The sequence below is a fragment of the Mycolicibacterium arenosum genome, assembly GCF_024320865.1.
Classification (GTDB): domain Bacteria; phylum Actinomycetota; class Actinomycetes; order Mycobacteriales; family Mycobacteriaceae; genus Mycobacterium; species Mycobacterium arenosum.
Map to the genome: position 1 here is coordinate 577269 of NZ_JANDBD010000002.1, position 26660 is coordinate 603928.

Annotated in this window: 27 protein-coding genes; 13 read left to right on the plus strand and 14 right to left on the minus strand. The window is 69.7% G+C overall.

What is annotated here, in order from left to right; translation table 11 throughout:
* Positions 1–124 precede the first annotated feature (124 nt).
* The 6 genes from NM203_RS06535 to NM203_RS06560 all read left to right on the plus strand — a co-directional run bounded on the left by NM203_RS06535 (position 125) and on the right by NM203_RS06560 (position 5459).
* Positions 125–1594, plus strand: coding sequence for an amidase (locus NM203_RS06535; RefSeq protein WP_255058912.1), 1470 nt, complete (start codon positions 125–127; stop codon positions 1592–1594).
* A gap of 156 nt (positions 1595–1750) precedes the next feature.
* The gene (locus NM203_RS06540; protein ID WP_255058913.1) at positions 1751–2068 is read left to right on the plus strand and encodes a hypothetical protein; all 318 of its coding nucleotides are present in this window, start codon (positions 1751–1753) and stop codon (positions 2066–2068) included.
* Between the two features lie 120 nt (positions 2069–2188).
* Complete coding sequence (locus NM203_RS06545; RefSeq protein ID WP_255058914.1) at positions 2189–2458, plus strand: YdeI/OmpD-associated family protein; 270 nt, start codon at positions 2189–2191, stop codon at positions 2456–2458.
* A 2-nt stretch (positions 2459–2460) separates the two neighbouring features.
* Complete coding sequence (locus tag NM203_RS06550; protein WP_255058915.1) at positions 2461–3420, plus strand: helix-turn-helix transcriptional regulator; 960 nt, start codon at positions 2461–2463, stop codon at positions 3418–3420.
* 45 nt (positions 3421–3465) lie between these two features.
* Positions 3466–4086 (plus strand): TetR/AcrR family transcriptional regulator, encoded by a 621-nt coding sequence (locus NM203_RS06555; protein WP_255058916.1) that lies wholly within the window; start codon positions 3466–3468, stop codon positions 4084–4086.
* 77 nt (positions 4087–4163) lie between these two features.
* On the plus strand, positions 4164–5459 hold the full coding sequence (locus NM203_RS06560) for a flavin monoamine oxidase family protein (protein ID WP_303624188.1): 1296 nt from the start codon (positions 4164–4166) through the stop codon (positions 5457–5459).
* On the opposite strand, the gene NM203_RS06565 is transcribed toward NM203_RS06560, so the two are convergent.
* From NM203_RS06565 to NM203_RS06595, 7 genes are read right to left on the minus strand one after another with little or no spacing between them, the layout of a single operon-like run.
* Positions 5437–5805 carry a SpoIIAA family protein gene (locus NM203_RS06565; protein WP_255058918.1) on the minus strand — a complete coding sequence of 123 codons (369 nt, stop codon included), beginning with the start codon at positions 5803–5805 and terminating at the stop codon, positions 5437–5439. The two genes, NM203_RS06560 and NM203_RS06565, sit on opposite strands and share 23 nt — an antisense overlap.
* A 31-nt stretch (positions 5806–5836) precedes the next feature.
* Complete coding sequence (locus NM203_RS06570) at positions 5837–6811, minus strand: FAD-dependent oxidoreductase (protein ID WP_255058919.1); 975 nt, start codon at positions 6809–6811, stop codon at positions 5837–5839.
* Complete coding sequence (locus NM203_RS06575) at positions 6804–7700, minus strand: NAD(P)-dependent oxidoreductase (RefSeq protein ID WP_255058920.1); 897 nt, start codon at positions 7698–7700, stop codon at positions 6804–6806. Before NM203_RS06575 ends, NM203_RS06570 begins: the two co-directional genes overlap by 8 nt.
* Positions 7697–8656 (minus strand): DNA polymerase domain-containing protein, encoded by a 960-nt coding sequence (locus NM203_RS06580; RefSeq protein ID WP_255058921.1) that lies wholly within the window; start codon positions 8654–8656, stop codon positions 7697–7699. The genes NM203_RS06575 and NM203_RS06580 overlap by 4 nt, the downstream gene beginning before the upstream one ends.
* Positions 8657–8690: 34 nt before the next feature.
* The gene (locus NM203_RS06585; protein WP_255058922.1) at positions 8691–9494 is read right to left on the minus strand and encodes an SDR family oxidoreductase; all 804 of its coding nucleotides are present in this window, start codon (positions 9492–9494) and stop codon (positions 8691–8693) included.
* The gene (locus NM203_RS06590; protein WP_255058923.1) at positions 9491–9931 is read right to left on the minus strand and encodes a cupin domain-containing protein; all 441 of its coding nucleotides are present in this window, start codon (positions 9929–9931) and stop codon (positions 9491–9493) included. The genes NM203_RS06585 and NM203_RS06590 overlap by 4 nt, the downstream gene beginning before the upstream one ends.
* Positions 9932–9972: 41 nt before the next feature.
* Positions 9973–10593 (minus strand): superoxide dismutase, encoded by a 621-nt coding sequence (locus NM203_RS06595; protein WP_255058924.1) that lies wholly within the window; start codon positions 10591–10593, stop codon positions 9973–9975.
* Positions 10594–10789: 196 nt separating this feature from the next.
* On the opposite strand from NM203_RS06595, the gene NM203_RS06600 reads away from it, so the two are divergent.
* The gene (locus NM203_RS06600; protein WP_255059141.1) at positions 10790–13138 is read left to right on the plus strand and encodes an AAA family ATPase; all 2349 of its coding nucleotides are present in this window, start codon (positions 10790–10792) and stop codon (positions 13136–13138) included.
* Between the two features lie 66 nt (positions 13139–13204).
* Here NM203_RS06600 and NM203_RS06605 read toward each other — a convergent pair whose 3' ends face one another.
* The gene (locus NM203_RS06605; RefSeq protein WP_255058926.1) at positions 13205–14089 is read right to left on the minus strand and encodes an endonuclease domain-containing protein; all 885 of its coding nucleotides are present in this window, start codon (positions 14087–14089) and stop codon (positions 13205–13207) included.
* A gap of 183 nt (positions 14090–14272) precedes the next feature.
* Here NM203_RS06605 and NM203_RS06610 point away from each other — a divergent pair, with 183 nt between their 5' ends.
* Genes NM203_RS06610 through NM203_RS06620 form a run of 3 tightly spaced genes read left to right on the plus strand, consistent with a single transcriptional unit; the run spans position 14273 to position 18136 of the window.
* A complete protein-coding gene (locus NM203_RS06610; protein ID WP_255058928.1) occupies positions 14273–15691 on the plus strand; it encodes an MFS transporter in 1419 nt (472 codons plus the stop codon).
* A gap of 43 nt (positions 15692–15734) precedes the next feature.
* Positions 15735–16604: an SDR family NAD(P)-dependent oxidoreductase gene (locus NM203_RS06615; RefSeq protein ID WP_255058931.1), complete on the plus strand. Its 870-nt coding sequence runs from the start codon at positions 15735–15737 to the stop codon at positions 16602–16604.
* Entirely contained in the window at positions 16601–18136 is a 1536-nt protein-coding gene (locus NM203_RS06620) for an FAD-binding protein (protein WP_255058933.1), read from the plus strand. The genes NM203_RS06615 and NM203_RS06620 overlap by 4 nt, the downstream gene beginning before the upstream one ends.
* On the opposite strand, the gene NM203_RS06625 is transcribed toward NM203_RS06620, so the two are convergent.
* Positions 18133–18399, minus strand: a complete 267-nt coding sequence (locus NM203_RS06625; protein WP_255058935.1) for a helix-turn-helix domain-containing protein — start codon at positions 18397–18399, stop codon at positions 18133–18135. The two genes, NM203_RS06620 and NM203_RS06625, sit on opposite strands and share 4 nt — an antisense overlap.
* 86 nt (positions 18400–18485) lie before the next feature.
* Here NM203_RS06625 and map point away from each other — a divergent pair, with 86 nt between their 5' ends.
* A complete protein-coding gene (gene map, locus NM203_RS06630) occupies positions 18486–19256 on the plus strand; it encodes a type I methionyl aminopeptidase (RefSeq protein WP_255058937.1) in 771 nt (256 codons plus the stop codon).
* Here the strand turns inward: map and NM203_RS06635 are convergent.
* On the minus strand, positions 19253–19678 hold the full coding sequence (locus NM203_RS06635; protein WP_255058939.1) for a Fur family transcriptional regulator: 426 nt from the start codon (positions 19676–19678) through the stop codon (positions 19253–19255). The two genes, map and NM203_RS06635, sit on opposite strands and share 4 nt — an antisense overlap.
* 83 nt (positions 19679–19761) lie before the next feature.
* Here NM203_RS06635 and NM203_RS06640 point away from each other — a divergent pair, with 83 nt between their 5' ends.
* Together NM203_RS06640 and NM203_RS06645 are read left to right on the plus strand one after the other, a co-directional pair.
* Positions 19762–20244 (plus strand): Dps family protein, encoded by a 483-nt coding sequence (locus NM203_RS06640; protein WP_255058941.1) that lies wholly within the window; start codon positions 19762–19764, stop codon positions 20242–20244.
* Positions 20245–20282: 38 nt separating this feature from the next.
* Positions 20283–21773 (plus strand): serine/threonine-protein kinase, encoded by a 1491-nt coding sequence (locus NM203_RS06645; protein WP_255058943.1) that lies wholly within the window; start codon positions 20283–20285, stop codon positions 21771–21773.
* A 7-nt stretch (positions 21774–21780) separates the two neighbouring features.
* Here NM203_RS06645 and NM203_RS06650 read toward each other — a convergent pair whose 3' ends face one another.
* The 4 genes from NM203_RS06650 to NM203_RS06665 are packed head-to-tail and all read right to left on the minus strand — an operon-like array spanning position 21781 to position 26592.
* On the minus strand, positions 21781–22971 hold the full coding sequence (locus NM203_RS06650; RefSeq protein WP_255058945.1) for a cytochrome P450: 1191 nt from the start codon (positions 22969–22971) through the stop codon (positions 21781–21783).
* On the minus strand, positions 22968–24521 hold the full coding sequence (mhpA, locus tag NM203_RS06655; protein ID WP_255058946.1) for a bifunctional 3-(3-hydroxy-phenyl)propionate/3-hydroxycinnamic acid hydroxylase MhpA: 1554 nt from the start codon (positions 24519–24521) through the stop codon (positions 22968–22970). The genes NM203_RS06650 and mhpA overlap by 4 nt, the downstream gene beginning before the upstream one ends.
* Positions 24522–24523: 2 nt before the next feature.
* A complete protein-coding gene (locus NM203_RS06660; protein ID WP_255058947.1) occupies positions 24524–25462 on the minus strand; it encodes a fumarylacetoacetate hydrolase family protein in 939 nt (312 codons plus the stop codon).
* Positions 25459–26592, minus strand: coding sequence for a VOC family protein (locus NM203_RS06665; protein ID WP_255058948.1), 1134 nt, complete (start codon positions 26590–26592; stop codon positions 25459–25461). The genes NM203_RS06660 and NM203_RS06665 overlap by 4 nt, the downstream gene beginning before the upstream one ends.
* Positions 26593–26660 lie beyond the last annotated feature (68 nt).

Sequence of the window (26660 nt, forward strand, 5' to 3'; positions counted from 1 at the left end):
CTTAGCGCGTCTCATTCGGTCTCTCGGATCGGCGACAGGCTTCGGGTGGTTATACGAACGGCCGCGCCGTGGAGTTCCCCGCGTAGCTGTGACACTCTCAGCCGCCGCGGCATACGGTCGGACGGTGAACTTCGACGAGTACCGCACGTACGACGCCACCGGGCTGGCGAAACTGGTCGCCGACAAGGAGGTGTCGGCTGCGGAGTTACTGGCGCTGGCACGCGAGCGGTCGGCCGCGGTGAACCCGCGGATCAACGCGATCGTGCGCGACGTCCCCGCCGCGCCGACCGACGAGGTCACCGGTCCCTTCGCGGGCGTGCCCTTCCTGGTGAAGGACCTCGCCCAGGACTACGCGGGCCTGCCCACGTCGTCTGGTTCGCGTGCCCTGATGTCGCTCAAGGTAGCCGAGCACGCGACCGTCGTTCAGCGCTGGCTCGACGCGGGCCTGGTGATCTTCGGTAAGACCAATACCCCGGAGTTCGGCGCGAAGGGCATCACCGAGCCCGAGGCCTGGGGCCCGGCCCGCAATCCGTGGAACCTCGACCGGACGCCAGGTGGGTCGTCGGGCGGTTCGGCCGCAGCGGTGGCCGCGGGCATCGTGCCGTGCGCGGGTGCCAACGACGGTGGCGGATCGATCCGCATCCCGGCGGCGTGCTGCGGCCTCGTCGGCCTCAAACCCGGCCGCGGGCTCACCCCGAACGGTCCTGTCACGGCGGAGTCGATGCACGGTGCGGCGGTGCAGGGAGTCGTCTCGCGCACCGTGCGCGACACCGCCGCGATGCTGGACGTCCTCGCGGGCGGCGAGCCGTCCGGGCCGTTCGCGCCCGCGCTGCCCGATGCGCCGTTCGCCACTGCCGTGGGCCGGGATCCCGGCACGCTGCGGATCGGCGTGCGGGTGCCGTCGGCAATCACGCCGCACCCGGACCGCGAGGCGTTCGCCGCCGTCGAGGCGACCGTGCAGGCCCTCACCGATCTCGGCCACCACGTCGAGGAACTACCGGAGGCGCCGTTCGACGATGCGGCACTCGCGAAGGAGTTCCTGCTGACCTGGTTCGCGTACGTCGCGTGGGAAGTCGCCGACGCGAAAGCGCGCACGGGTGCCGGGGACGACAAGTTCGAGCGGGACACGCTCATCATGGCCGCGCTGGGCCGGGCGACCGGCAGCGTGGACTACGTCGACGCCGTGCAGCGCAGGCACGAGCACACCCGCAGGCTCAGTGCGTTCTTCGAGTCCTACGATCTGCTGCTCACCCCGACGCTCGCCACGCCGCCGCCGAGGATCGGCGAGTTCGACTTGCCGGTTCCGCTGCAGCGGGCGTCCGACGTGCTGCTGAAGACGCGTACGACGCGTCTGCTGGGTTTCACGAACGTCGTCGACGACATGGTCGACAAGAACCTCGGCTGGGTGCCGTACACGCAGCTCGCGAACATCACCGGGCGACCGGCGATATCGCTACCGCTGCACCAGACGTCGGCGGGCGTTCCGCTCGGTGTGCAGTTCGTGGCGCCGCTGGCGGGGGAGACGCTGCTGATCGAGCTGGCGTCGCAGCTGGAGACGGCGCTGCCGTGGGCCGACCGGGTGGCACCGCTCTGACTGGATCCCGCGCAGCACGGTGAACGCCGTCGTGATCAGCTCGGCCTGACCCGGCCCGTCGTCGCCGCGGTCGTTGAACGCGTCGGTGATCGCCTGCTCGAAACGCAGCAGCAGTCCCGGTGTTGATTTCTCCAGCTTCGGCCCCGGCGGACCGTCGTGGAACAGCCAGGACAGGTTCGGCCGGTCGCCGTCGCGGACGCGCTCCCACTGGTCGCGGCCGTCGCGCTGGAGGGCCTGCTCGCCGACGCGAACTTCTGGGTGGCCGTCGGCATGGGCGCCGTGGTCCTCGTCGTCCTCCTCGCCACGTGCGCACTGATCTACCTCACACGCGAATCGATCGTCGACTACGCGATCCGGGATCGACTGCAGTCCGCGGATCAGAACTCATTCTCCAACGACCCCAGCGGAATTCGCGTGTTGCTCTGCGGGACGGGCACACCGGAGCCGCGTGCGGCGACGCGGGCCACCGCCTAGGCCCTCGACAACCGCAGCTTCCTGTTCACCAGGGGCGTGTCCGATCACTTTCACGGCCGGATCACCGTCGGCGAGGACGGAATGCAGCTAGTGGTGTGACCTCCGGCGTTATCGTTGGGTATGAGCGCTACTCGAGTGCCTGGCGGGGTGGTGCACCAACTGCCGACGGATCTGCGTAAGGCGTTGGCGGCCAACGACACTGCTCTCAGAGCCTGGATCGACATCACGCCGCTCGCGCGCAACGAGTTCATCTGCTGGGTGGAGGACGCCAAGCAGGCCGCCACGCGCGAACGGCGTATCCGCCGAACCCAGGAGGAACTCGAGGAGGGCATGCGCAGGCCCTGCTGCTGGCCGGGGTGCAAGCACCGCGAGCGGACCGGCACGGCGTAGCGGTGAGCGAGATCCTCCTCGACACCGACGACCTCGGTGAAGCCGAAGCGGTGCTGGCCGCGCAGTTCGCCCGAATCCGCCTCTCGGCGTCGGCCGGCGCGGCCACCAGATTCCGCATCACCCAATCGGGAACGGGGCCGCTCGCGTTCCAGGAACTGGATTACGGCGCCGACTTCCGGTACGAAGCCGAGCCGATGGCGAATCTGATGTTCTGCGTTCCCCATTCGGGCGGATTCGACCAACGGCTACCGGGCGTCGCACCGGTCTACGCCGGTCCCGGCGCGGTGGTCGCCCTCGGCGCGCACCAGGGTGTTCCCTTCAGCGGTGACGTGCACGCGGGACGGTTCAGTCAACTGGTTCTCGATGCGAAGGCCCTCGACGAGACGGCCTCGACGTCGTTCGCACGCTCCGCCCGCCCCGTCCGACTCACCGGCCTGCGGCCGATCGACGACGATGCGAACAGGTACTTCACCCACGTCATCGACTACGTGCGCGATGTCTCGGATCGCGTGCTCAACGGGAACAACCCGGTGCTGGCGGGCGAGATCCGGCGGCACGTGGCGGCGGCCGTCCTCGCGACGTTCCCGAACACCGCGCGGATCGACGCAGGCGTTGCGGACCGGCGCGACGGCACGCCGCAGCACCTCCGTCGCGCCATCGCCTTCGTCGACGACAACGCGGCACGGGACATCAGCCTCGCCGACATCGCCGCCGCCGCGTCGGTGACTCCGCGGGCGCTGCAGTACCTGTTCCGCAGGCACCGCGACGTCACGCCGCTGGAGTACCTGCGCAGAGTCCGACTGCACCACGCCCACGTCGAGTTGGCGTCGGCCGATCCGGCCGTCGTCACCGTGGGCGAGATCGCCCTCAGGTGGGGGTTCGGCCACGCCGGCCGGTTCGCCGCGTTCCATCGCGAGGCCTACGGTGAGAGCCCGATTCGAACGCTGCGGGCCGGTACCTGAGGACGCTTCGGTCGGTTGTCCGACATGCCGTGCGACACTGAGTCGATGGCCTACGTGCGGGCAGTCGAGCGTGAGCAGCAGATCGTCGCTGCCGCCATCCGCGTCCTCAGCGACATCGGCGTGCCGAACACGACGTTGCGCGGGGTGGCGGCCGAGGCGGGCGTGCCACTGGGCACGCTGCACTACGTGTTCCCGTCCAAGGACAAGCTACTGCGCGCCGTGATCGCCGCCGTCATCGACGACGTACTGGACACGGTGCAATCGGACCTCGACGTCGGCAGTGGGGTGGCACACGCGATGCGCACCGGGGTCACGACGTTCTGGAAGACCTTGGTCGAGGGTGAAATCGGTTTGCAGATAATGCAATACGAGCTGGAGCTGTACTCGGCACGAAGCGAGGGGCCGCGCGGGTTGGCGCAGCTGCAGTATGAGCGCTACACGTCGCTCATCGCGGACCTCTGCGAGCGGGCGGCGCGCGATGCGGGGGAGCGCTGCGCCGTCGACTTCGGGGTGCTCGCCCGCCTCTCCCTCGCACTGGTGGACGGGCTGATCCTGCAGTACATCGCCAGCCCCGATTCGGATCGGGCCCACCGCGATCTCGATCGCGCGGTGGACATGGTCGTCCTGCTCGCCGATCCGCGACCCGTCGCCGGCCGCTCCCGCTGATCGTCGTTGCGCTTTCGGCGGTAGTCATGCTTCACTCAACTCGGACGGTTGTCCGACTTAGTTGAGGAGTGATGGGCATGGTGCACGTGGTGGTCGTCGGGGCTGGCCTATCCGGATTGACGGCCGCGCGTGACCTGCACCGCGCCGGTGTCGACGTGGTCGTGCTCGAAGCCGCGGACCGGGTTGGCGGGCGCTCGATGAGCGAGACGTCCGCGCTCGGGTCGCGCCTCGATCTGGGTGGCCAGTGGCTCGGGCCCGACCATCACCGGGTGGCGGCCATGGCCGCCGAGCTGGGTCTGACGACGTACCCCATGCACACCGGGTCGATTCCCGCGGTGCTCGACGGTGCACGCCGGGCGAAGGGAACGACGATGCTCGTCGCGGCGCTGGCGCTCGTCGGAGTCGCAGTGCTGGCCCGCGTCGGCACCCCGAAGCGGTGGAACCGCGTCACCGTCGACCAGTGGCTGCGGCGTGTACCCGGCCGGCGGGCCCGACGCCTGCTCGAGGTCGTAGCGCTGACCTCGTGGACCGGCGACCTCGACCGCATGTCGGTCCACGCGATGACGGAGATGATCGGGCGCCAAGGCGGACTGGTGAACATCCTCTCGACGAAGGGCGGGGCGCAGGAGACGCTCCTCGTCGAGGGGGCCGGAACGCTCGCCGAGCGCATTGCGGCCGAGCTCGGCGACCGCGTGCGCACCGGCAGACGCGTGACGGCGATCGTCCGCACCGACGCGGGCGTCACCGTGCGCACGGACGCGGGTGACGTCCGCGCCGAGAAGGCGATCGTCGCCGTCCCACCACCGGTCGCGGCGCGGATCGACCACGACCCGCCGCTGCCTGCGGCCCGCTCGGCACTCGAACGCAACACCTACATGGGCTCGGTCTACAAGGCCATCGCGGTCTACGAGCGCCCGTTCTGGCGGGGGCGCTCCGGCGGGGAGTGCGTGGTCCTGGACGGCCCCGGCAGCGTGGTGTTCGACTCGACAGCGCCCGGCGGGCCGGGGCACCTGTGCGTCCTCATCGGCGGTCCGGCCGCCCGGTCGCTCGACCCCCTGGATGCCGCCGCGCGCAGGCAGGCTGTTCTCGGCCCGCTGGTCGCACACTTCGGCGCCGACGTGCTCGGTCCTGTGAGCTGGCATGAGAAGGCCTGGCACCGAGACGAATTCGTCGGTGGTGGTTACCTGGCTCTGCCCGAGGCGGGAACGACGGACGGGTTCTGTCCGATGTCGTCCACTCCCACTGGCGACGTGCACTGGGCGGGTGCTGAAACCGCGGACCATCACCCCGGCTATCTGGACGGAGCCGTCGAGGCCGGCGAGCGGGCCGCTCGCGAGGTGATCGCCGCGCTCAGCCTGCGGCCCACTCCTTAGCCGCCTCGAGGTCGTCGAGCCCGAAGATCCTGAGGTCGCCGGGCACCATCCACGACAGCGCGTGCAACGTGTGGGCCACCCACTCCATGTCGGACACGACGGCGATCCGCTTGAACGCGGCGTGGTGCTCGAACAGCACGCCGAACCCCTGCTTCAGATCCTCGACGAGACCGCCCTTGCCGAAGCCCTCGTAATCGGGGGCGATGACTTCGACGAAGCGGAGTTCGTCGCCGGCCAGCATCGTGTCCATCTCGGGCTTGAACGAGCGGATGTCGTCACCCGTGATCCGTCCCGACACCCGGATCCCGCTCACGCCCTCCGGCATGTCGGTTAGCGCTTCGATCATCACCGATCCTCTCGCTCATACGTCCCCGCCTTCAGGAGTACTCCTCCCGAGCCGCGGGCGCCATGCCCCCCGCCATCCGCGCCACCTCCCGCGCGCAGCCCCAGCTCAACGTCATCCCCGCCCCGCCGTGCCCGTAGTTGTGGATGAGACGCGCACCGGTCGAGAGCGTGTCCCCCTGCTCCAGCCGCACGGTGGGTCGCCCCGGCCGCAATCCGACGGCGTGGCCGAGGATCGTCGCGCCGCGTAGCTCGGGAACCAGGTCGCAGCAGCGCTCGAGGATCGACTGCGCGGTCGCGGGATTCACCCTGGTGTCCCAGACGTTCTCGTCCAGGGTGCCGCCCAGAATGCAGTCGTCGCCGCGCGGGTGGACGTATGCGCGTCCCGCCGGGTGGTGCTCGTCACGCACGGAGAGGCGCAGGCCGGGGTCGACCACCCGGACCACCTGGCCGCGGACCGGGTACACCGCACCGTCGTCAACCAGGTCGCGGGCACCCAGCCCGGTGCAGTTGACGACGAGGTCGGAGCCGTCTACTTCGTCGAGCGTGTGGAGCCTCTGTTGAATGAAACCACCACCGCAACGGTTGATCTCGGCTTCCAGCCAGGGCAGGTACCGCGGCATGTCCGTCAGCGGTACCGCGAAGCGCAGTCCGTGCGGATAGCCCGGCGGCAGCTCGTCGGCGCGGGCGTCGCGCACGCCGCCGACCGCGGCCATCCAGTCCAGTTCGCCGGGCGGCTCACGGTACAGCGCCAGTGAATCGCGCATCACCACCCCCGGTACCCGCCTGCCGGCCTGATCGACGAGGGCGTCGAAAGTGTCTGCGCCCCAGCGCAGTACCCGGTCGGGAGGCCCGACGTGGGTGGGGAACCAGACCGCCGCGGCGATGGCCGACGTCGTTGCGGTGACCGGGTCCGCCGTCACCACCCGCACGCGGTGACCATCGCCGAGGAGGGTGAGCGCCGTCGTCAACCCGACGACGCCGGCGCCGACGACGACGACGTCAGCCACCGCCGCCGTGCTCCTCCCCGCCCACGACGACGCCCGCGACGTCCTCCATGGGTTTGACGATCGACGTGAAGTCGGAGTCCGCGCCCAGTTCGGCCAGCGTGGTCTCCCACAGCGCGGCGACCGTCTCCGCCACGCGCGACGGCACTCCGAGCGACCGCGCCTCGTCCAGGTAGAGCCGGATGTCCTTGGTCATCAGTCCCGTCGCGAACCCGTAGTCGAAGGTGCGCGGCAGCACGGCCCGCGGGAACTTGTCGCGGCTGGCGTGAGTGCCGCCCGAACCCGCGTTGAGCACGTCGATCATGACGTGCGCGTCGAGACCGGCCTTGACGCCCATGACCATGACCTCGGCGGTGGCGGCCAGCGTCGTGGCGGCCATCAGGTTGTTGACCAACTTCATCGTCTGGGCGGCGCCCGGCTGCTCGGACACGAAGATGGCGCGACCGATCGCGGCGAACACCGATTCCATCGCCGCGAAGTCCGCCCGCGGACCGGACACCATGACCGCGAGGGTGCCCGCCTCCGCGCCGTGCACGCCGCCGCTGACCGGCGCGTCGAGCGCGGTGATCCCGTGTTCGGCGAGGACGGCGCTATTGCGTTGTGCTGCTTGCGCACCCACGGTGGACAGGTCGACGTAGCGGCGCACGGCGCTGCCGCCGGACACCTCGGCCGCGACCACTTCGGACACCTGCGGCGTCGGGAGGCTCGCCAGCACGGTGTCGGTGCGGTCGGCGACGTCGCGCGCCGACGACCCCGCCACGGCGCCACACTCGACCATGCGTTCCACGGAGTCTGCCCGCACGTCGAACACGACGACGCCGTGTCCGGCGTCGACCAGTCGGGTGGCCATCGGCAATCCCATGTTGCCCAACCCGATGAAGCCGACGCTCACTGCTCCGCGGCCTTTCGCTTGGCGCGGGCGCGTCGTTTCCCCTCGTGCATGGCCGCGACCCTGGCCACGGGAATGGTCCTGCCCTGCTCGACGAGGTCGTCGGGAATGCGCTGCGGCGCAGGCATCGACTGCGCCCAGGACGGTCGTCCCTCGAGTTTCGCGAGTGCGGTGTGCACGGTGAAGTCGGAGGGCGTGACGCTATCGAGGTCCGACCACGCCAGCGGGAACGACACCGGGGTGCCCGGACGCAAGCGGGGACTGTAGGCCGCTGCGACCGTCGCGCCACCCGCGCGGGTCGAGTCGACGAACACCTTGCCGTCGCGATCGGAGACGATGAACGCCGTTGTGGCGATGTCCGGGTCGAGCGACTCCGCGCGGGCGGCGAGGGCGCGCGTCGCCCCGGCGACGTCCTCGACGGGGGACGCGTCGTCGATCGGGACGAACACGTGAATCCCCTTGGCGCCGCTGGTTTTCACCGCGCCGTCCAGCCCGCTGTCGGCCAGCGCCTGCCGCACCAGGTGGGCCACGGCGACGACCTTCGTGAAGTCGTCGTCCGGCGGGTCGAGGTCGAGAACCAGATGCGTCGGCCGGTACACGTTCGCGGCGAGACCGAGCGTCGGGTGGTATTCGACGGCCCGCTGATTCCCCAGCCACAGCAGGGTGCGCAGGTCGTCGCACAGCACGTAGTGCACCTCGCGCTGCGATGCCTCGGCCCACATCGGCGTCGTGCGCACCCAGTCGGGGGTGTACTTGGGCGCGTTCTTCTGCATGAACGGTCGCTGGCCGCGCAGCACCCGCTTCACCGTCAGCGGGCGCCCGGCGAGCGCGGGCAGCATTCGGTCGGCCACGGCCTCGAGGTAGTCGACGAGGTCGCGCTTGGTGGCCCCGGCGTCGGGGCTCAGGGGCTCGTCGAGGTTGGTGAGATCGACGCCCGCGCGCTGCTCGCTGACCGCCACACCCTTCTCCCGTCGCTTCGCTCGCCCCGGCCGGCTAGCCGGTCGATCCGCTCGCCGTCGTCGCGATGCCGCCGTCGACGGGGATGATCGCCCCGGTCAGATACGAGCCGGCCCGGCTGGCGAGGAACACCGCGATACCCGCCATGTCGTCGTCGCGGCCGATCCGGCGAAGCGGTGCCGCCGCGGCGATGGACTCGCCGAACGCGTCGAGGGTGGCGGCCATCATCTTCGACTGAAAGGGTCCTGGCGCAACGGCGTTCACGGTCACGTGCTGAGGCCCGAGCTCGCGGGCGAGCACCCTGGTCAGCTGATGCAGCGCGGCCTTGCTGCTGGCGTAGGAGTACACGGGCAGCAGGCTGACGTGGATGGCGTCGATGCTGCCGACGTTGATGACGCGGGCCGGGTCATCGGCTGTGCCGGCGGCTTTCAGCGCCGGTGCCAGCTCCTGGACCATCCAGAAGGGTGACTTCACGTTGAGGTCGAGCACCTTGTCCCACGCCGAGTCCGGGAAGGTCTCGAGGGGTTCGCCCCACGTCGCACCCGCGTTGTTGACCAGGATGTGCAGCGGTTGGTCGTCCGCGGTGACGAGGCCTGCGAGCCTTCGGCATTCGTCGTGGCTGGACAGATCGGCGGGGATGGCCGTCACGTCGCCGAACTCGGCCAGCTGCGCCCTGGCCTGCTCACAGGCCTCGGCTTTGCGCGAGCTGATCACGACGCGGGCACCCGCCTGCAGCAGGCCGCGGGCCATCATCAGGCCGATGCCGCGGGTTCCGCCGGTGACGAGTGCGCGCTTGCCGGTGAGATCGAAAAGCGCGGTGTGGCTGCTGAATTCGGTCACTGCGCATCCTCGGCGGCTGGTGGGGGAGTTCCGATAAGCACCGCGCTCAACCGGCACGGCTCCGATCCGGTCCTCCAGGCGTGGTCGACCCCGGTCAACACGACCAGGTCACCCTGCTCGAGGCGGTGTGCACCGTCGTCGAGCACGAGATCGACGGTGCCCGACACCACGGTCTGGAGGTCGAGGGTGTCGGTGTGGTGCAGCGGGGTCTCGGAGTCCGGGCCGAGATCGACGACCATCCACCGCACGACGCCGGGGGCGATGCCCTGGTCGATCAGGGGCGCACTGCCGGCGGGTCGGGCCGGTGGCGGACTGGTGGACGTGGCGTACGGAATGCCCATCCCGAAGCCGGGGGCCACCTGGTCGACGGTCAACTCGTCCTGACTGACGACGTAAGACTTCCCGTCGACGTCGACACCGGTGATGAACGTCCGCACGTGGCGAGCGTACGGCGGCGTCGTCGGGACGAGAAGAGCGGCTAGAAGATCAGCCCCTGCGCCTTGCTCGTGGCGTTGGCGAAGCGGTTCTGCACGTCCTCCCAGTTGACCACGTTCCAGAAGGCCGTGACGTAGTCGGCCTTCACGTTTCTGTACTGCAGGTAGTAGGCGTGCTCCCACATGTCGACCTGCAGCAGCGGGATGATGCCGAGCGGCACGTTGGCCTGCTGGTCGTAGAGCTGGAAGGTCAGCAGACGCTGCCCCAGCGTGTCGTAGCCGAGCACCGCCCAGCCCGACCCCTGCAGACCGTTGGCGGCCGCCGCGAACTGCGCCCGGAACCCGTCGAACGAGCCGAACTGGTCGTCGATGGCGGCTCCGAGGTCACCGGCCGGCTTGTCACCGCCGTGGGGTGAGAGGTTCTTCCACCAGATCGAGTGGTTGACGTGGCCGCCGAGGTGGAACGCGAGGTTCTTCTCGTTGAGGAGGATCGCCGCGTGGTCGCTGTTCGCGCGCGCCTCCTCGAGCGTGGCGATGGCGTCGTTGAGTCCCTTGACGTAGGTCGCGTGGTGCTTGCCGTGGTGGAGCTCGTTGATCTGTCCCGAGATGTGCGGCTCGAGCGCACCGTAGTCGTAATCCAGTTCGGGAAGGGTGTATTCGGCCATGACCACGACCCTAGGAGCGCTTCGGTTATCTGTCCACCTGTTCACATGTTGTGTTATTGTGAGATTGCGGGCCGACCGCGTGCGACGTCGATGCAGCACATCACGGAGACGACTTGCCAGCCGGGCGAGGGTCGGCCCGCACCGCTGTCCCGAGACTCTTGGGGTGGTTTACGCTCGCCTCGAGGAGGAGGCGGCGATGAACGGTCCCGGTCTCGTCCTCACCGGCGAGTTCACCGAAGCTCTCGACCTGCTCGGCGGTGGCCGGCACGTCTTCCTGACGGGCAAGGCTGGCACCGGCAAGTCGACGCTGATCCGGCATTTCATCGCCGAGACCGAGCGCAACGTCGTGGTCGTGGCGCCGACCGGGATCGCCGCACTCAACGTCGACGGGTACACCATCCACCGACTGTTCGGGTTCACCACCACGACGTCGCTCGACGACGTGCGGACGGGCCGGTACTACCCCGGCCGGTTCGCCAAGACGCTGGCGTCGCTCGACACGTTGATCGTCGACGAGGCGTCGATGGTGCGGGCCGATCTGTTCGACCAGTTCGCCGCGGCGCTCGAGCGGTTCGGTCCGGCGCCGGGGACGCCGTTCGGCGGCGTGCAGATCGTGCTCGTCGGCGATCTCTACCAGTTGCCCCCCGTCGTACACGAAGCGGAGGCCGGCTACCTCAACGCGAGGTACGAGACGCCGTACTTCTTCTCCGCCGAGACGTTCCGCCGCGAGGATTTTCCGACGATCGCCCTCACCACGGTGTTCCGCCAGCTCGGTGACAACCGGATGGCGGCCATTCTCAACGAGATTCGTGAAGGCGTGCTCGTCGGCCGCGCGCGCGACGAGCTCAACGCACGGACCGATCCCGACTTCGTCCCACCCGACGACGAGTTCTGGCTGACGCTGGCCCCCACCAACCGGCTCGTCACCGCGCGCAACCGGGAGCGGCTGGCTCGGCTGCCCGAGGACGAGATCACCTATCTGGCAAGGAGGACCGGCGATCTGAGCCTGTTCGATCCGCCGGTGGACGACGAGCTGCGGTTCAAGGTCGGCGCACAGGTGATGATGTTGAACAACGATCAGTTCGACCGCTGGGTCAACGGCACCCTCGGCCGCGTGACCGGTGTGCGGATGGACGACGGCATAGTGGTCACCGTCGAGTTCACCGACGGTGAGGTCTGCGATGTGCGTCCGTTCACATGGGAGGCGACGCGGCCGGTCGTCGACGGCGGCTCACTGCGCCGCGAGGTGATCGGCACGTACACGCAGCTGCCCTTCAAGCTCGCGTGGGCCATCACGATCCACAAGAGCCAGGGGCAGACGCTGGACCGGATGGTCGTCGACCTCAGCGGTGGCATGTTCTCGTTCGGTCAGCTGTACGTGGCGCTGAGCCGGTGCACGTCGTTGAACGGGCTGGTGCTGAAACGGCCTGTGCTGCCGAAGGATCTGAAGACCGACAAGCGGGTCGTCCGGTTCCTCCGGCAGGCCACGGCGGACGACGGTGTCCGACGGTACTGCGGCATCGGCATTCTCACCGTGGGCGACGAGGGGCGGATGTCCCGGCCGCGGCCGGTGGAGTTCGCCGTGGCGTTCGACGACGGCACCGCGGTCACGACGCTGGTCAACCCGCAGCGCGACCTGGCCGACGCACGGCGGGAGTTCGGCATCACGGTGTCCGACGTGCTGCTGGCGCCGACACTCGCCGAGGTGTGGCAGGTCGTCGCGCCGATGCTGGCGGGGTGCACACCCGTCGGCGCAGGGATCGACGAGACGCTCGGGCTGATCGACTTCGAACTGAAGCGGCTGGGGTTGGTGGTGGCCACGCCGCTGGGCGTCGAGATTCGGGCCGGCAGGTTGGCGAGGGGGACGGCGCTGGACCGGGCTCGCGCGGCGTTGGATGCGTTTCTCGCCTCGGGGACAGGCGATTCCGGCGCGCTCGCGTTCGACGACCCCGAGACGGCCGAGTCGCCCACCGGCTGCCTGGTCAGCCGCGACGCCGAGGTGCCGACGCCGACGGCGGTGCACCTGCCCGCGCTGTCGGCGCTGCTGGACGTCAGCCGACCGGTGGGCGCGCTTCTGCTCGGGCGGTCGGCGCCGGAGGCGGTGCCCGATACGCCGTGGCACGCGGCGGCGCGGTTCTCGGTTGCCGATCAGTTGCGGGTGGCGGCGTCGCGAGTGCCGATGACCGACGAGGCGCTGCAGCGGTTGCGCGCGGTGGAGGGGTATCTCGGTGTCGAGATCGGGGAGGTGTCGGCCGCCCCGGTCGGCGACGACATCGCCGCGGTACTGATACCCGGTGCGCGCGTGTGCTTCACGGGCACCGCGGAGGACGGCCGCGGCCGCGTGATCGACCGCGACGACATGCACGATCGCGCGTCGTCCGCCGGGCTGCTGCCCGTCCGGACCGTCAGCAAGACCCGCTGCGACGTGCTCATCACCGCCGAGGTCGGCAGCCAGTCCGGTAAGGCCCGCAAGGCACTCGAGTGGGGCAAACCCGTCTTCTCCGCCGCCGATTTCCTCGCCTGGCTCGAGTCCCGCGACTCCTGACGTTCTACCGCGAGCGTGCGTGTCTGTACCCCGACACTCCGTGCCGGGCGTACAGCCAACGCACGCTCATGCCGCCGCTCGTGCTCTCAAATCGGTTGCGATGTCGCGTGCCATCTCGGCTGGCCGCTTCCGGACGTCGTCGGCGACGATGCTCATCACACGCCAGTTGATCCGACTCAGCGCGTTGCGCTTTCGCCGATCGTGGCGCAGGTCGTCCGGCGAGCTGTGATAGTCGAAGCCCTCGTATTCGACGGCCAGCCTGCGATCGGGCCAAGCGAAGTCGACTCGCCACGTGATGCCGTCCCGGTCGACTATCCGGTGTTGCAGTTCGGGCCTGGGCAATGCGTGGTCGTGCATGACCAGCCGGGCTTCGCTCTCCATCGCTGACTCAGCTGCGGCCTCGGCGAGTGGAATCAGCTCACGCACGTGGACGATGCCGCGTCGCCCGAACTGTTCGACCGCGGCCATGTGCAGATCCTGCCGATTGCACGTGCCGGTGCGCAGTGCGAGATCCAGCGTGGCCAGGGCTCGCGGGCGTCGCAGGCTGCGCGCGACCTCGACGGCAGTCCACGCCGGCGTCGTCGCCAGCCGCCCCTCGATCATCCTCAGCGGTGCTCCCTCGCGTCGGTGGATAACCAGCCCGTCGGCACGGCGCAGCTGTCCGTACGCGGGGTTCAGCACGTGCAGATCGACCTCGTCCTCGGTGTCGAAGCCGTACGCGCGGGCAGCCGTCGCCAGACATATCGGAACCCGTTGCCCCGCACGGAGGTCCAGACCGCGCAGACGGGTGAGATCGTCCACCTCAGGAGGTGCGTAGACGCCCGTCCACACCTTCACCAGATTGCCTGCGTCGATCAGGGTCTCGAGCCTGCGTCGGCCGAGGAGCTCGAGTAGTTGTCCGGTGGTCGCCACGCCGTCCTGAGTCGCCAGCAGCGCATCGAGTGCATCCATGCTGACGAGCGTGCGTCGGGCGCGGGCCCAGCTGAAGACGCGTCGATCGATCTGTGGATCAACCGTCGACTGTGGATGACCGCGCTGCCTCGAGCGTGCGGAGGCTGTACGCCCGGCACGGAGTGTCGGGGTACAGACACGCACGCTCGCCGGGGGACGCGCCCGGCCCTCTACTCTGCACACGTGGTGAACGCGGGCGCGGGACGGGACTTTCCGCGCGGCGTCGCACTGCTGGTGGCGGCGGCGCTGTTCATGGAGATCCTCGACGGCACCATCATCGTCACCGCGTTGCCCGCCATCGCCGCCGACCTGTCCGTGGACCCGCTCGACGCGAACCTCGCCGTCGCGGCGTATCTGATCACCGTCGCGGTGGTGATCCCGGTCAGTGGCTGGCTCGCGGAGCGGTTCACGGTGCGCCGCGTCTTCCTCGTCGCGATCACGGTCTTCCTGGTCGCGTCGGCGCTGTGTGCGCTCAGCACGTCACTGCCGATGCTGGTCGCGGCGCGGGTCCTGCAGGGGCTCGGCGGCGCGCTGATGGTTCCGGTCGGCCGGCTCGCGGTGCTGCGCGCGGTGGACCGCAACCAACTGGTCGCCGCGATCGCCTGGCTGACCTGGCCCGCGCTCGTCGCACCCGTCCTGGCGCCGCTGCTCGGCGGGCTCATCGCGACCTATCTGACGTGGCAGTGGATCTTCCTCATCAACGTGCCGCTGGCGCTGATCGGACTCGCCGTGGCATGGCGCATGATGCCAGGAGAGGACGCGCCCGCCGAACACCGGCCGATCGACGGGTGGGGGATCGTCACCGTCGTGCTCGCGGTCGCCGCGGGAATGGTGGGACTCGACGCCATCCGGGTCGGGTCCGTGCACTGGCCGGTGCTGCTGCCCGCCGCCGCGGTGTGCGTGATCGTCACCGCGATCGCCGCGCGGCATCTGCGGTCGACGGCGCACCCGCTGGTGAACACGAACGTGCTGCGGATCGCCACGTTCCGTTCGGTGACGGTGTACGGGTCGTGCTACCGCGCGGTCATCACCGCGGTGCCGTTCCTGCTGCCGCTGATGTTCCAGCTGCGCTTCGACTGGTCGGCGGTGAAGGCCGGAGCGCTGGTGTCCGCGCTGTTCCTCGGCAACGTCATCGTCAAGCCGACGACGACCGCGCTGATGCGCGTTGTCGGCATCAAGCGCCTGCTCGTCGTGACACTGCTGGCCTCGATCGTCGTGACCGGCGCCCTCTCCCTCATCTCGCCCGGCACGCCACTCTGGGTGATCGCCGCGCTGCTGTGCGTCAGCGGTGCGCTGCGCAGTATCGGGTTCACCGCGTACAACACGCTGGCGTTCGCCGACGTCGACGCCGCGCAGCTGACGGACGCCAACACGATTCACGCGTGCGCCCAGGAGCTGTTCGCGGGGATCGGCGTCGCGTGCGCGGTGGTCGCCACCGCCGCGGGCGCCGCTCTGCTCGACCACGGCTGGATACCGTTCGCGGCCAGCGACTTCGGCGGCGCGTTCGTCCTGCTGACACTGCTGATGGCGGCGACCCTGTACGGAGCGCTGCGGCTGCCGCCGAGCGCGGGTGCGTACGTAACCGGCACCGCTCGGGCCTGAAATCGCCCGTGTCGGCGGCGGTGCTCGCGTAGGGTCCGGCGCTATGACGGGTCACGCACGGTCCGGGACCGCCGAGGACGTCCCTCCCATCGACGACTGGAACCGACTGCTCGACGGCCGGGTCGCCGTCGTCACCGGCGGAGGCGACGGCGTCGGAGCCGGGATCGTGAGGCTGTTCGCGCAGCACGGCGCCCACGTCGAAGTCGCCGAGATCGACGCGACGCGAGCCGAGCGCATCCGCGCCGAGGTGACCGCAGCGGGCGGGAGCATCCGCAGCCACGTCGTCGACGTCACCTCCGATGCCGACGTCGCCCGTCTCGCTGAGGCGGTGCTCGCCGCCCACGGCCGCGTCGACGTCCTGGTCAACAACGTCGGCGACTACCGCCCGCTGGTGCCGTTCGCGCAGTCCACACCGGACTCCTGGCAGGCCATCTACAACGTCAACCTGCGCCACGTGTTCGCCGTGACAAGGGCATTCGTGCCGACGATGACCGACGCGCGCTCGGGCAGTATCGTCACCGTGCACTCCGTCGAGGGCATGCGCGGCTACCCGAAGGATCCGGTCTACGGCGCGATGAAGGCGGCCGCGGCGCACTTCACCACGTGCCTGGCGGTCGACCTGGGCAGGCACGGCATCCGGGTCAACGGGATCGGCACCGACCTGGCGCAGACCCCGCAGGTCGACTACCTGACCGGCTACGAGGACGACGCTGCTCTGTGGGCCTCCTGGGCGCCGGTGGGCCGAGTCGGCTGGCCCGAGGACCAGGCCAGGGTGGCACTGTTTCTCGCCTCCGACCTGTCGTCCTTCGTGACGGGGCACAACATCCCGGTCGACGGCGGCACGAAAGCCGGTGGTGGATGGCTGTTCTCGCCGCGGGAGGATCGCTTCGTCAACCGTTCGAGGCACCTGTGAAGGCGCTCGACGAAGTCGTCGACGTCCTGGTCGTCGGCTCGGGCGGCGGTGGGGTCACCGGTGCGTACACCGCTGCGCGCGAGGGGCTTTCAGTCGCGCTGGTGGAGGCGAGTGCACTCTTCGGCGGCACGACGGCCTACTCCGGCGGCGGCGGCATGTGGTTCCCCTGCAACCCCGTGCTGGTCAGGGCCGGCGTCGACGACACCCTCGACGAGGCGTTCGAGTACTTCCACAACGTCGTCGGCGACCGCACTCCGGTCGAACTGCAGGAGGCCTACGTCCGCGGGGGCGCCGCGCTGATCGAATACCTCGAGCAGGACGAGCGATTCGCGTTCAAGATCCTGCCGTGGCCGGACTACTACGGCACGGTGCCGGGCGCGCGCGCCGACGGGATGCGGCACATCGTGTCCAAGGCCGTTCCCGACGAGAGGCTGGGTCGATTCGCCGGCCGGGTCCGCGGCCCACTCGACCACGAACGCCTGGGGGCGTCGCAGCCCGACCTCCTCACCGGCGGGCGCGCGCTGATCGGCCGATTCCTCGCCGCAATGGCCGGGAACGACGCCGTCACAGCACATCTCCACACCCACCTGGTCGACCTGATCGTGGACGACGGCCGGGTGATCGGCGCCGTCGTCGAGCACGAGGGCGAGAGCCGCGTGATCCGCGTCCGGCGCGGCGTGCTGCTCGCGGCGGGCGGCTTCGAGCAGAACCAGGCGATGCGAGACGAATTCGGTGTTCCGGGAAGCGCTTCGGACACGATGGGTGCGCCAGGGTGCACAGGCGCCGCACATCGGGCCGCGATCGCGGCGGGCGCCGCCACCGACCTGATGGATCAGGCGTGGTGGTCGCCGGGCCTCATCCACCCGGACGGCCGGGCCGCGTTCGCGCTGTGCTTCGCGGGTGGCATCTTCGTCGACAAGGCGGGTCGCCGCTTCGTCAACGAGTCCACCGCCTACGACCGGTCGGGCCGGGAGATCCTGCGCGCCATGGCCGCAGGCACCGTCGGGACGCCGTTCTGGATGGTGTACGACAGCCGAACCGGTGAGCAGCCGCCGGTGATGGCGACCAACGTGTCGTTCTCGCCGACCGACGAGTACCGATCCGAGGGGCTGTGGCGCGAGGCGGGCACGCTGGCCGACCTCGCCGAGCAGATCGGCGTCCCCGCCGACACCCTCGCCGAGACGGTAAGGCGTTTCAACGAACTCGCCGACCGCGACGACGACGAGGACTTCGGACGCGGCCGCGAACCCTTCGACCGCGCGTTCATCGGGGCCTCGCCTCTGGTGCCCATCGACACCCCGCCGTACCGCGCAGCGGCGTTCGGGGTGTCGGACCTCGGGACCAAGGGCGGGTTGCGCACCGACGTGCACGGCAACGTGCTGAACACCGCCGGCGACCCGATCGCCGGTCTCTACGCGGCCGGTAACACGATGGCCGCGGTGTCCGGGGAGGCGTATCCCGGCGGTGGCAATCCGATCGGCGCGTCGATGGTGTTCAGCCATCGCGCCGCGCTGCACATGGCTCGGGGTTAGATCGCGATCTGTTCGGCCCCCGCGCCACGCCACACGTCGACGGCCTGCTGAAGCGGTAGACCCAGTGCGTCGCACAGGCTCACGACCGTCCCGAAGCTCGGGCTGGGCATTCTGCCGACCTCGATCTTGCGCAACGTCTCCGGGGAGATTCCCGCCTCGCGGGCGATGGCCTCGGGTGCGCGGCCGGCCCGTGCCGTTCTGATCAGCGTGCCGAGGCGTTGGCCGGCGCGGATCTGGTCGGGGCTCAGCGGGATGCGGACCATGGCCGTCAGCATAGCCGGTATTTGAATACCGGTGCTGGTATCGTCGGCACGGTATAAAAATACCGACCAGATGGAGCGCCACCCGCATGATCGAACTCAAGACGCCCGGCGAGATCGACAAGATGGCCGTCACCGGCGAGTTCGTCGGCCACGTGCTGGCCACTCTGGCCGGCGAAGCCGCGCCGGGCGTGAACCTGATGGACCTCGAGCACCGCGCCAGGAAGCTGGTCGCCGATCGCGGCGCGACATCGTGCTACTGGGACTACTCGCCGTCGTTCGGCCGCGGCCCGTTCCGCAACGTCATCTGCCTCTCAGTCAACGACGCTGTGCTGCACGGACTTCCATGGGACTACACGCTGAAGGACGGAGACGTGCTCACCATGGACTTCGCGGTGACGATCGACGGCTGGTCGGCCGACTCCGCGCACACCGTCATCGTCGGTGCCGCCGACCCCGCCGACACCGCACTCGTCGAGTCCACCCGCCGGGCCCTGGACGCGGCGATAGCGGCGGCCGTGCCCGGCGGCCACCTCGGTGACATCTCGGCGGCGATCGGTGAGGTGGCGAAGGGGGCCGGCTACGCCGTCAACACCGACTTCGGCGGCCACGGCATCGGCAGGACCATGCACGAGGATCCGCACGTTCCGAATCTCGGAAAGCGCGGGCGCGGACTTCCGCTGCGGCCGGGCATGACCCTGGCGCTGGAGCCCTGGTGGGCCCGCGGGACGAACAAGCTGGCCCATGATCCCGACGGCTGGACGTTGCGCTCGGCGGACGGATCCAACACGGCGCACTCCGAGCACACCATCGCGATCACCGAGCACGGCCCTCGCGTGCTCACCGCCCGCGCGGCCTAGCGCGCCTGGCAGTCCGCGCACACGCCCCAGTAGGTGACCTCGGCCTCACGGACGCGGAAGCCGGCGTCGTCGCTCGGCGTCAGGCACGGTACGGCGCCGACGGCGCAGTCGACGTCCTGCACGGCGCCACACGACTCGCAGACGAGGTGGTGGTGGTTGTCGCCGATGCGCCGTTCGTAGCGCGCGGCGGACCCCGCGGGCTCGAACCGACGGATCAGTCCGGCGCGCGTCAGGTCGTGCAGGACCAGGTAGACGGCCTGCGACGACGTCGCGGGCAGCGTCGGTGAGATCAGCTCGTAGACCCTCTCGGCCGTCGAGTGCGGCGACTCCTCGAGTGCGCTGAGGACGGCGAGCCGGCCCGACGTCGCCCGGAGATCGGCGTCGCGCAACTCCTGCTTGTACCGCTCGACCGAGGTGCTCATGAACTCAGGTTAGCATGACCTAACCGTTTTAAGTACTGAGTCATTATCTTGACTAGTTCAAGACAGGGTGTACTGTTACCGATATGACCACCGGAATCGCCACCACGGAATTCGTCGCCTCACCCGTCCTCGCAGCCGACCTGCAGGCCGTCCTCGTCGAACTGCTCGAACTGCAGGGCCAGGGGAAGCAGGCGCACTGGAACCTCGTCGGACCGCACTTCCGCTCCGTCCACCTCGAACTGGACGAGATCGTCGACGCGGTCCGCGAGCACGCCGACACCGTCGCCGAGCGGATGCGCGCGCTCAACGCCGTGCCGGACGGCCGCACCCGGACCGTCGCCAACACCACGACGTTGACCTCGTTCCCCGAGGGTGAAGTGAGCGTGGAGAAGGCGGTCGCAGTCATCGCCGAGCGCCTCGGCTCCGTCGTCGCCGTCATTCGCCGTGTGCACGACGACGTCGACGCCGCCGATCCGACGAGCGCCGACATCCTGCACAGCGTCCTGGAGTCGCTCGAGAAGCAGCGGTGGATGCTGGCCTCGCAGCTGCGCCACATCGCGAACTGACGCACCCCACCCCGCCACGCTCTGCTTAGGGTGGCGGGGTGCAGGGTGTGTCGTTCGGGCGGTATCGGCTGGAGGCCCTGCTCGGCCGCGGCGGGATGGGTGAGGTCTGGCGAGCTCACGACATCGAGACCGATCGCACCGTCGCGCTGAAGCTGCTGCCGGCCAATCTCGCCGATGACGAGCAGTTCAAGGAGCGCTTCCGTCGCGAAGCCCGCGTCGCCGCGTCGCTGAACGATCCACACGTCGTACCCATCCACGGTTTCGGCGAGATCGACGGCCGGCTGTACGTCGACATGCGCCTCATCGAGGGGCGCGATCTCGGGGCGATCCTCGACGACGGGGCGCTGCCGCCCGCCACCGCGGTCGCCATCGTCGAACAGATCGGCGCGGCGCTGCAGGCCGCGCACACCGCGGGTCTGGTCCACCGCGACGTCAAGCCGTCCAACGTCATCGTCACGGACGCGGGCTTCGCGTACCTGATCGACTTCGGCATCGCCCGTGCGGTGGACGACACCGGCTTGACCAGTACCGGTGTCGCCGTGGGCACGTGGGCGTACATGGCGCCGGAGCGATTCGCCTCCGACCGCTACGACCACCGCGCGGACGTGTACTCGCTCGCGTGTGTATTGCATCAGTGCCTGACCGGTCAGCGACCCTTTCCCGGCCAGAGTGCGGAGCGGCAGATGGCCGGGCACCTGCACACGCCCCCGCCGCGGCCGTCCGCGGTGGTGCGGGGCGTCCCGCGCGCGCTCGACGCGGTGATCGCCCACGGGTTGGCCAAGGATCCCGCGGCGCGACCGAGTACCGCGAGTGGGTTCGCCGCGGAGGCTCGCGCCGCCCTGGCCGAACCCACCGTGGTTGCGCCGCCGACGCGGCCGCACGAGCAGTCGTTCGCTCCCGGACCGCTGCCTGCCACGGCTCCCGAACACGGACATCGCAGGACGTGGATCCTCGCGGCGGCGGGCGTCGCGGTGGCGGTCTCCGTCGCGGTGGTGCTGGCGGTCGGTCTTCGGGGCGGCGGGAGCGACCCGGCGGCGTCGTCGAACGCCCCGGTGACCACCGGGGGCAGGACCACCTCAAAAACGACCACGACCACTTCGGGCCCATCGGATCCGAACGCACCCTGGTCGGGGCAGGCGGCGTCGATTGCCGCGAAGTTCCCCGGCCTCATTCCCGCGACGCCGGGTGGCGAGGGCTATCGGGGAACCAGCATGTGCGCGTTCACGTCCGGCGACGTGGAGGGGGAGATCAACTGCATGGCGAATCAGATGATGTGGGTGACCTGCAACACGCTCGACCGCAAGGAGGGGTTCGACACCCTCTACCCGTCGTCGTCATCCGAGGTTCGGGAAGCCGACTGGACGCGCGCCAGCGGGTCGGGCAAGGTGCGCTGGTACCGCGGGATGGTGAGGTCGTTCGTCGAGGTGATCTTCGACGATCCCGACCGGGACACGTGCGTCGTCACGGCACGGGGAGACGGCACGCCGCAGGAGCTCTACGACCAGTGGTTCCTCAACGCGCCGATCTGAGCGCGCCTCACGCGCCGACCAGTCTCACCGGCAGGTGGTGGTGACGACGGATGATGTTGTTGACCGCCCACGTCGGTTCGCCCGCCACCTCGATGCGGTCGACGCGGTCGAGCAGTGCATTGAGCATCGCGGTGGTCTCCAGCCGTGCCAGGCCCTGCCCCGCGCAGGCGTGCGCGCCGTTGCCGAAGCCGACGTGGCGGCCGGAGTCCCGGCGGATGTCGAACGTCTCCGGGTCGTCCCATTCGAGTTCATCGCGGTTCGCCGACGCGTATATCACCAGGACGCGCGAGCCCGAAGGCAGTGCGACACCGCCTAGTTCGGTATCGGCCCGGACTCCACGGGCGAAAGCGCGCAACGGCGATTCAACGCGCACGACCTCGTTGACGGCGGAGGTGAGGAGAGTGCGATCGCTCTTCAGCAGCTCCCACTGCTCGGGGTGGGTGGCGAGCAGGTACAACGCGTTGGAGATGGCGCTGATCGTGGTGTCCAGCGACGGAGCGATGTAATCGACCATCAGCGCGGGCAAGTCGTCGTGCGTCAGCCTCCCCTCATCGGCGACCGCCAGCAGTTCGTGGGCCATGCTGCCCTCGAGCACCGTGCGTCGGCGCACCACGCGGCGGGCGAACCGCAACATCTGCAACGTCCGCGGAATGGCTTTCACCGCCTGCCGGTTCAGCGGCCCGAGGATGTCGAACGTCGCTCCACCCCAGGCGATCAGGTGCTCACGCCCGTCGCGTGGCCAACCGACCAGATCGGGCACGATCGCCAGCGGCAGCACGGTCGCCAGATCGTCGACGCCGTCCACGGTGCCCCGCTTGATGGCGGAGTCGACGACGGCCGCGGCGGCGGCGTCGACACTTTCGGCGATCGACCGCAGCGCCCGAGGCATCAACCGGTGGGCGACGAGCTTGCGGCGCTGATCGTGCTCGGTGCCGTCGCTGGCGAGGGTGGTGCCGCGGGAGAGCCGGTTGCTCACCGGGTTCATCGCGACCGACTCGGTCGATCCGAACGTCGCGTCGTCGCGCAGGGTGGCCTTGCATTCGGCGTAGCGCGGCAGTGCGTACACCCGGTGGCGCGGCAGCCACACGACCGGACCCAGCTCGCGCAGCCGACGGTAGTGCGGGTACGGGTGGAGGATCGCGTCGCGCGTGTAGATGTCGGGCCGGTAGCTCGGCGTCCCCTTGATCGTCGTGATCATCGGGCTCTCCTGACGGTGGTGGGGACATGGAACTCCGGCAGGGCCGCGCACACCGCGGCGACGTCGTGTCCGGCGCGCATCACGGTGCGATCGGGCCGGATCACGGCGGCGGTGGCGTGGTGACCGCGCAGCCACGCCGCGAGCTCGCCGCGCGCGATGTGGACCACGGCGCCGCGCCCCTCGACGAGCTCGCGCTGCGCCATCGTGAGCGCGGCGGTGCTGAGCACGGCGAAGCCGGCACCGATTTCGTCGTCGAGCCGAGAGTCGTTGTCCAGCAGCGAGTTGGGGCACAGTCGACCGATCAGGGCACGGCGTCGCCACGATGTGCGGGCGAGGCCCGATCCGCGCAGCGCCGGCGTCGCCGAATCGAGCACCCTGGCCCGCAGGCCGGGGAGCAGGTGCATGCGCGGCACGATGAACCGTCGCGCCAGCCGACCGAGCTCGCCGCCGGCGGTCATCGCGCGGCCGACGTTGAGGGCCAGGCCGATCATGCTGCGCGCGTGCGGTTTCCGCTCCTCCTCGTAGGTCTCGAGGAGCGCGGGCGGCAGCGTTCCGGATAGCACGCCGGCCAGCTTCCAGGTCAGGTTCATCGCGTCGCGCAGCCCCGCACCCATGCCCTGACCGACGAACGGCGGGGTCAGGTGGGCGGAGTCGCCGAGTAGGAACACCCGCCCGTCGCGCCAGCGGTCGGCGAGCTGTGCCCGGAACGTGTACTCCGTGACGCGGACCAGGCGCAGTTCGGCGGTCGCGGCGCCGGCGGTCCAGGGCCTGATGAGCGGCTCCAGTGCGGCGATCGTGTCGAAGTCGGCGGCGGACTCGTCGTGGTGCAGGCGGAACTCCCAGCGGTAGCGCGTGTCGCCGATCCGCATGTACGTGCCCGCACGACGGGGGTCGCACAGCTGGTGCACACCCTCCCACTGACGCAGATCGGCCGATGTCTCGACGTCGACCACCAGCCAGCGCTGCTCGAACCTCAGGTCGTGCATCGTCGCCCCGATCCTGCTGCGCACCAGGCTGTTCGCCCCGTCGCAGCCCAGCAGGTAGTCGGCGGTCACCGTGTGCTGTTCGCCGTCGACTCTGCCGACCGCCGTGATGCGGACAGGGCCCTGTCCGTGGGTGGCGATGTCGATAACCTCGACGTCGCCCTTCAGGTCGGCTTGCGGGTAGCGCTTGAGGTTGGCGCGCAGCAGCGCCTCGAGCTCCGGCTGATCGAACATGTTCGCCTGCGGGAAACCGTGGGCGCGCGCGCCGGGGTCGCGCGCGAACTCCGCGAGGACGTCGTGGGTGCTGTCGAGCAGCCGCAGCCCCAGCGCGGGCCGGGAGATCGCGGCGAACTCGTCGGCGATACCGAGGCGGGCGATGATGCGGTACACCTCGTCGTCCAGGTGCACCGCGCGTGGTTGCGCGTACACGTCGGGCCACCGGTCGAGCACGAGGCTCTCGATGCCGTACTGGGCCAGCAGCGTCGCGGCGGTGACGCCGGTGGGTCCCGCACCGACGATGACGACGGGGTAGTGGCGATCGCTCGCGTCAACGGCGTTGTCCCCCATGGCTACGCGTAGCGCACGCGCATGCGCTGCGTGCCGAGGTCGATGACGCCGTCGTCCGTCGCGACGGACGCCTCGATGACGTCGTCGTGCTTAAGGTACTTGGGGTTCCTGGACTGGCTCTTGAAGAACGCCTTCCACTTCACCGCGGGCGGCAGCAGGTGACCGATGATCTCCACGGGCTTCGGCGGGGCGCTGAGGGCCGTGCCGACCGGCGTGCCGGTCAGAACCAGATCGCCTGCGGCCAGATCCTGGAACCGGGCCAGCGACTGCAGCGCCTCCAGCGGCCGGTACAGCATGTCGCCCTCGACGACGGCGTTCTGGCGCTCGTCACCGCTGACCGAAAGGCGCAGCCGCAGATCGCCGAAGCGCTTCAGTTCGTCGCCGTCGGTCAGCACCAGTGCCGGGCCGACGGGGGTGAAGGTCGGGTAGGACTTGGCCTCGTAGAACTGCGTCTGCGGCAGTTGGATGTCACGCGCCGACACGTCGTTGGTGACGACCAGGCCGGCGATGTAGTCGGCGAGGTTGGCGTCGGTGAGCGTGGTGCCAACGGGGATGTCGCTGCCGATCACCAGGCCGATCTCGACCTCGTAGTCGAGGAAGCGGACGTGGCCGGGCTTCACGACGTCGTCGAAGGGTCCGCTGATGGAGGCCGACGACTTGCGGAAGAAGGTCAGCGGCACCGTCGTCGGGTCCATGCCGGCGTCCTTGACGTGCGACTCGAAGTTCGTCATCTGCGCGACGACACGGCAGGGCCGGGTGACGGGGGAGATCAGGTCGAGGCCGTCGACGGGTACGGAGTCGCCGCTGCCCGTAGCGGCGTCGATCGCCGCGCGATCGGCGAGCAGTTCGCGCGTCGTGCCCGCCTCGGTGTGAATCCGGTTGGCGCCCTTGGCCGTTTGGACCCACCAGGCGTCGGCGGTGCGGAGGATGGTGGTGGTCATGATTTCGCTGCTTTCAACAGGCCGAGGAGGCGGTGGACGTCGAACTCGTTGTCGCCACGCAGTGCGGTCAGCATCGATCGCACTTCGTGGCCTGCGGATCTGGGATGAGTGCCCAGGAAATCCGCGGTGACGGGAGGGCCCCACTGTGCGAGGCCGGATGCGGTGAACGGCGCCCAGCCCGGCTCCAGCGTGTTGTCGAAGAGGTCACCGTCGGTGAAGTGCTCGACCATGAACCCGTCGGGATCGCGCCAGTAGTCGAACAACTGGCTGCCCTGGATGTGCCGCCCGATGCCCCAGGACCGGAGATAGCCACGCTCACTCAGGTATTCGCCACCCGCGGCCAGCGCATCCAAGTCCGCAACCTGATACGCGGAGTGCACGTACCGGTTAGCCGGACCGAGTGCCAGGGCCAGGGTGTGGTGGTCGGTGGGTGTCGCGCCGCGGTCGCAGCGGATGAAGCTCATGGCCGGTCCGCGGTCGCGCTGGCCGGGGAAGTAGAGGAAGTCGCTGACGATCAGGCCGAGGTGGTCGAGGTACCAGTTCAGTGTCTCGAGGTACCGGTTCGACTGCAGCACAACGTGCCCGAGGCGCTGCACGCGGGCGGGCACCCGGCGCGGCCGCTGAGTGGCGTTGATGCGGGTGCTCGCGTGGCCGACGTTGATGACGTGCGGCTGCTGGGCGGGCAGCTCGGGCAGCGGGTGCGTTCCCGCTACGACCCGCACGGACACGCCGCTCGGATCGGCGAGTGACACGCCGAGCCCGCCGATGGCCTCGGGAAGCGCCAGGACCGGTGCGCCGGTGTGATCGGCGAGCCGCAGCACGTCGACCTCGTCGTCGGCGCGGAACGCGACTCCGGTGAATCGGCTGCGCTCCCCGCCCCGCAGGATGACGCACGGCGCGCCGGCGTCGGTGCCGCGCAGGTGCAGCTCGTCCGGTGCCCGCATCGCCGCCTGGAAGCCGAATGCGCGGGCGAACGCCTCGGCACGGATCAGATCGGGCTTCTCGAACTCCAGCCACGCGATATCGGCGACCTTGATGACCGGATTGCGCGACCGGCCGGTGTGCTCGTGCTTGCGAGCGCCCCGCTCGCTGTGCAGCTTCTCGTGCACGTCGGCGTGTGTGCGGGCCATGCGTCCACCTCCTTGGCTGACGAAATCGTCACATACGACGACAGGATCAGTCAAGTGGTGTTGACGAA

Bases quoted from the DNA above. Each gene is read 5' to 3' on its own strand.
- NM203_RS06625 (WP_255058935.1), bottom strand. From the start codon at position 18,399: ATGGTCCGCATCCCGCTGAGCCCCGACCAGATCCGCGCCGGCCAACGC.
- NM203_RS06555 (WP_255058916.1), top strand. From the start codon at position 3,466: ATGGCCTACGTGCGGGCAGTCGAGCGTGAGCAGCAGATCGTCGCTGCC.
- mhpA (WP_255058946.1), bottom strand. From the start codon at position 24,521: ATGGGGGACAACGCCGTTGACGCGAGCGATCGCCACTACCCCGTCGTC.
- NM203_RS06615 (WP_255058931.1), top strand. From the start codon at position 15,735: ATGACGGGTCACGCACGGTCCGGGACCGCCGAGGACGTCCCTCCCATC.
- NM203_RS06650 (WP_255058945.1), bottom strand. From the start codon at position 22,971: ATGATCACGACGATCAAGGGGACGCCGAGCTACCGGCCCGACATCTAC.
- NM203_RS06560 (WP_303624188.1), top strand. From the start codon at position 4,164: ATGGTGCACGTGGTGGTCGTCGGGGCTGGCCTATCCGGATTGACGGCC.
- NM203_RS06565 (WP_255058918.1), bottom strand. From the start codon at position 5,805: ATGATCGAAGCGCTAACCGACATGCCGGAGGGCGTGAGCGGGATCCGG.
- NM203_RS06600 (WP_255059141.1), top strand. From the start codon at position 10,790: ATGAACGGTCCCGGTCTCGTCCTCACCGGCGAGTTCACCGAAGCTCTC.
- NM203_RS06595 (WP_255058924.1), bottom strand. From the start codon at position 10,593: ATGGCCGAATACACCCTTCCCGAACTGGATTACGACTACGGTGCGCTC.
- map (WP_255058937.1), top strand. From the start codon at position 18,486: ATGATCGAACTCAAGACGCCCGGCGAGATCGACAAGATGGCCGTCACC.
- NM203_RS06660 (WP_255058947.1), bottom strand. From the start codon at position 25,462: ATGACCACCACCATCCTCCGCACCGCCGACGCCTGGTGGGTCCAAACG.
- NM203_RS06640 (WP_255058941.1), top strand. From the start codon at position 19,762: ATGACCACCGGAATCGCCACCACGGAATTCGTCGCCTCACCCGTCCTC.
- NM203_RS06545 (WP_255058914.1), top strand. From the start codon at position 2,189: ATGAGCGCTACTCGAGTGCCTGGCGGGGTGGTGCACCAACTGCCGACG.
- NM203_RS06665 (WP_255058948.1), bottom strand. From the start codon at position 26,592: ATGGCCCGCACACACGCCGACGTGCACGAGAAGCTGCACAGCGAGCGG.
- NM203_RS06635 (WP_255058939.1), bottom strand. From the start codon at position 19,678: ATGAGCACCTCGGTCGAGCGGTACAAGCAGGAGTTGCGCGACGCCGAT.
- NM203_RS06605 (WP_255058926.1), bottom strand. From the start codon at position 14,089: ATGGATGCACTCGATGCGCTGCTGGCGACTCAGGACGGCGTGGCGACC.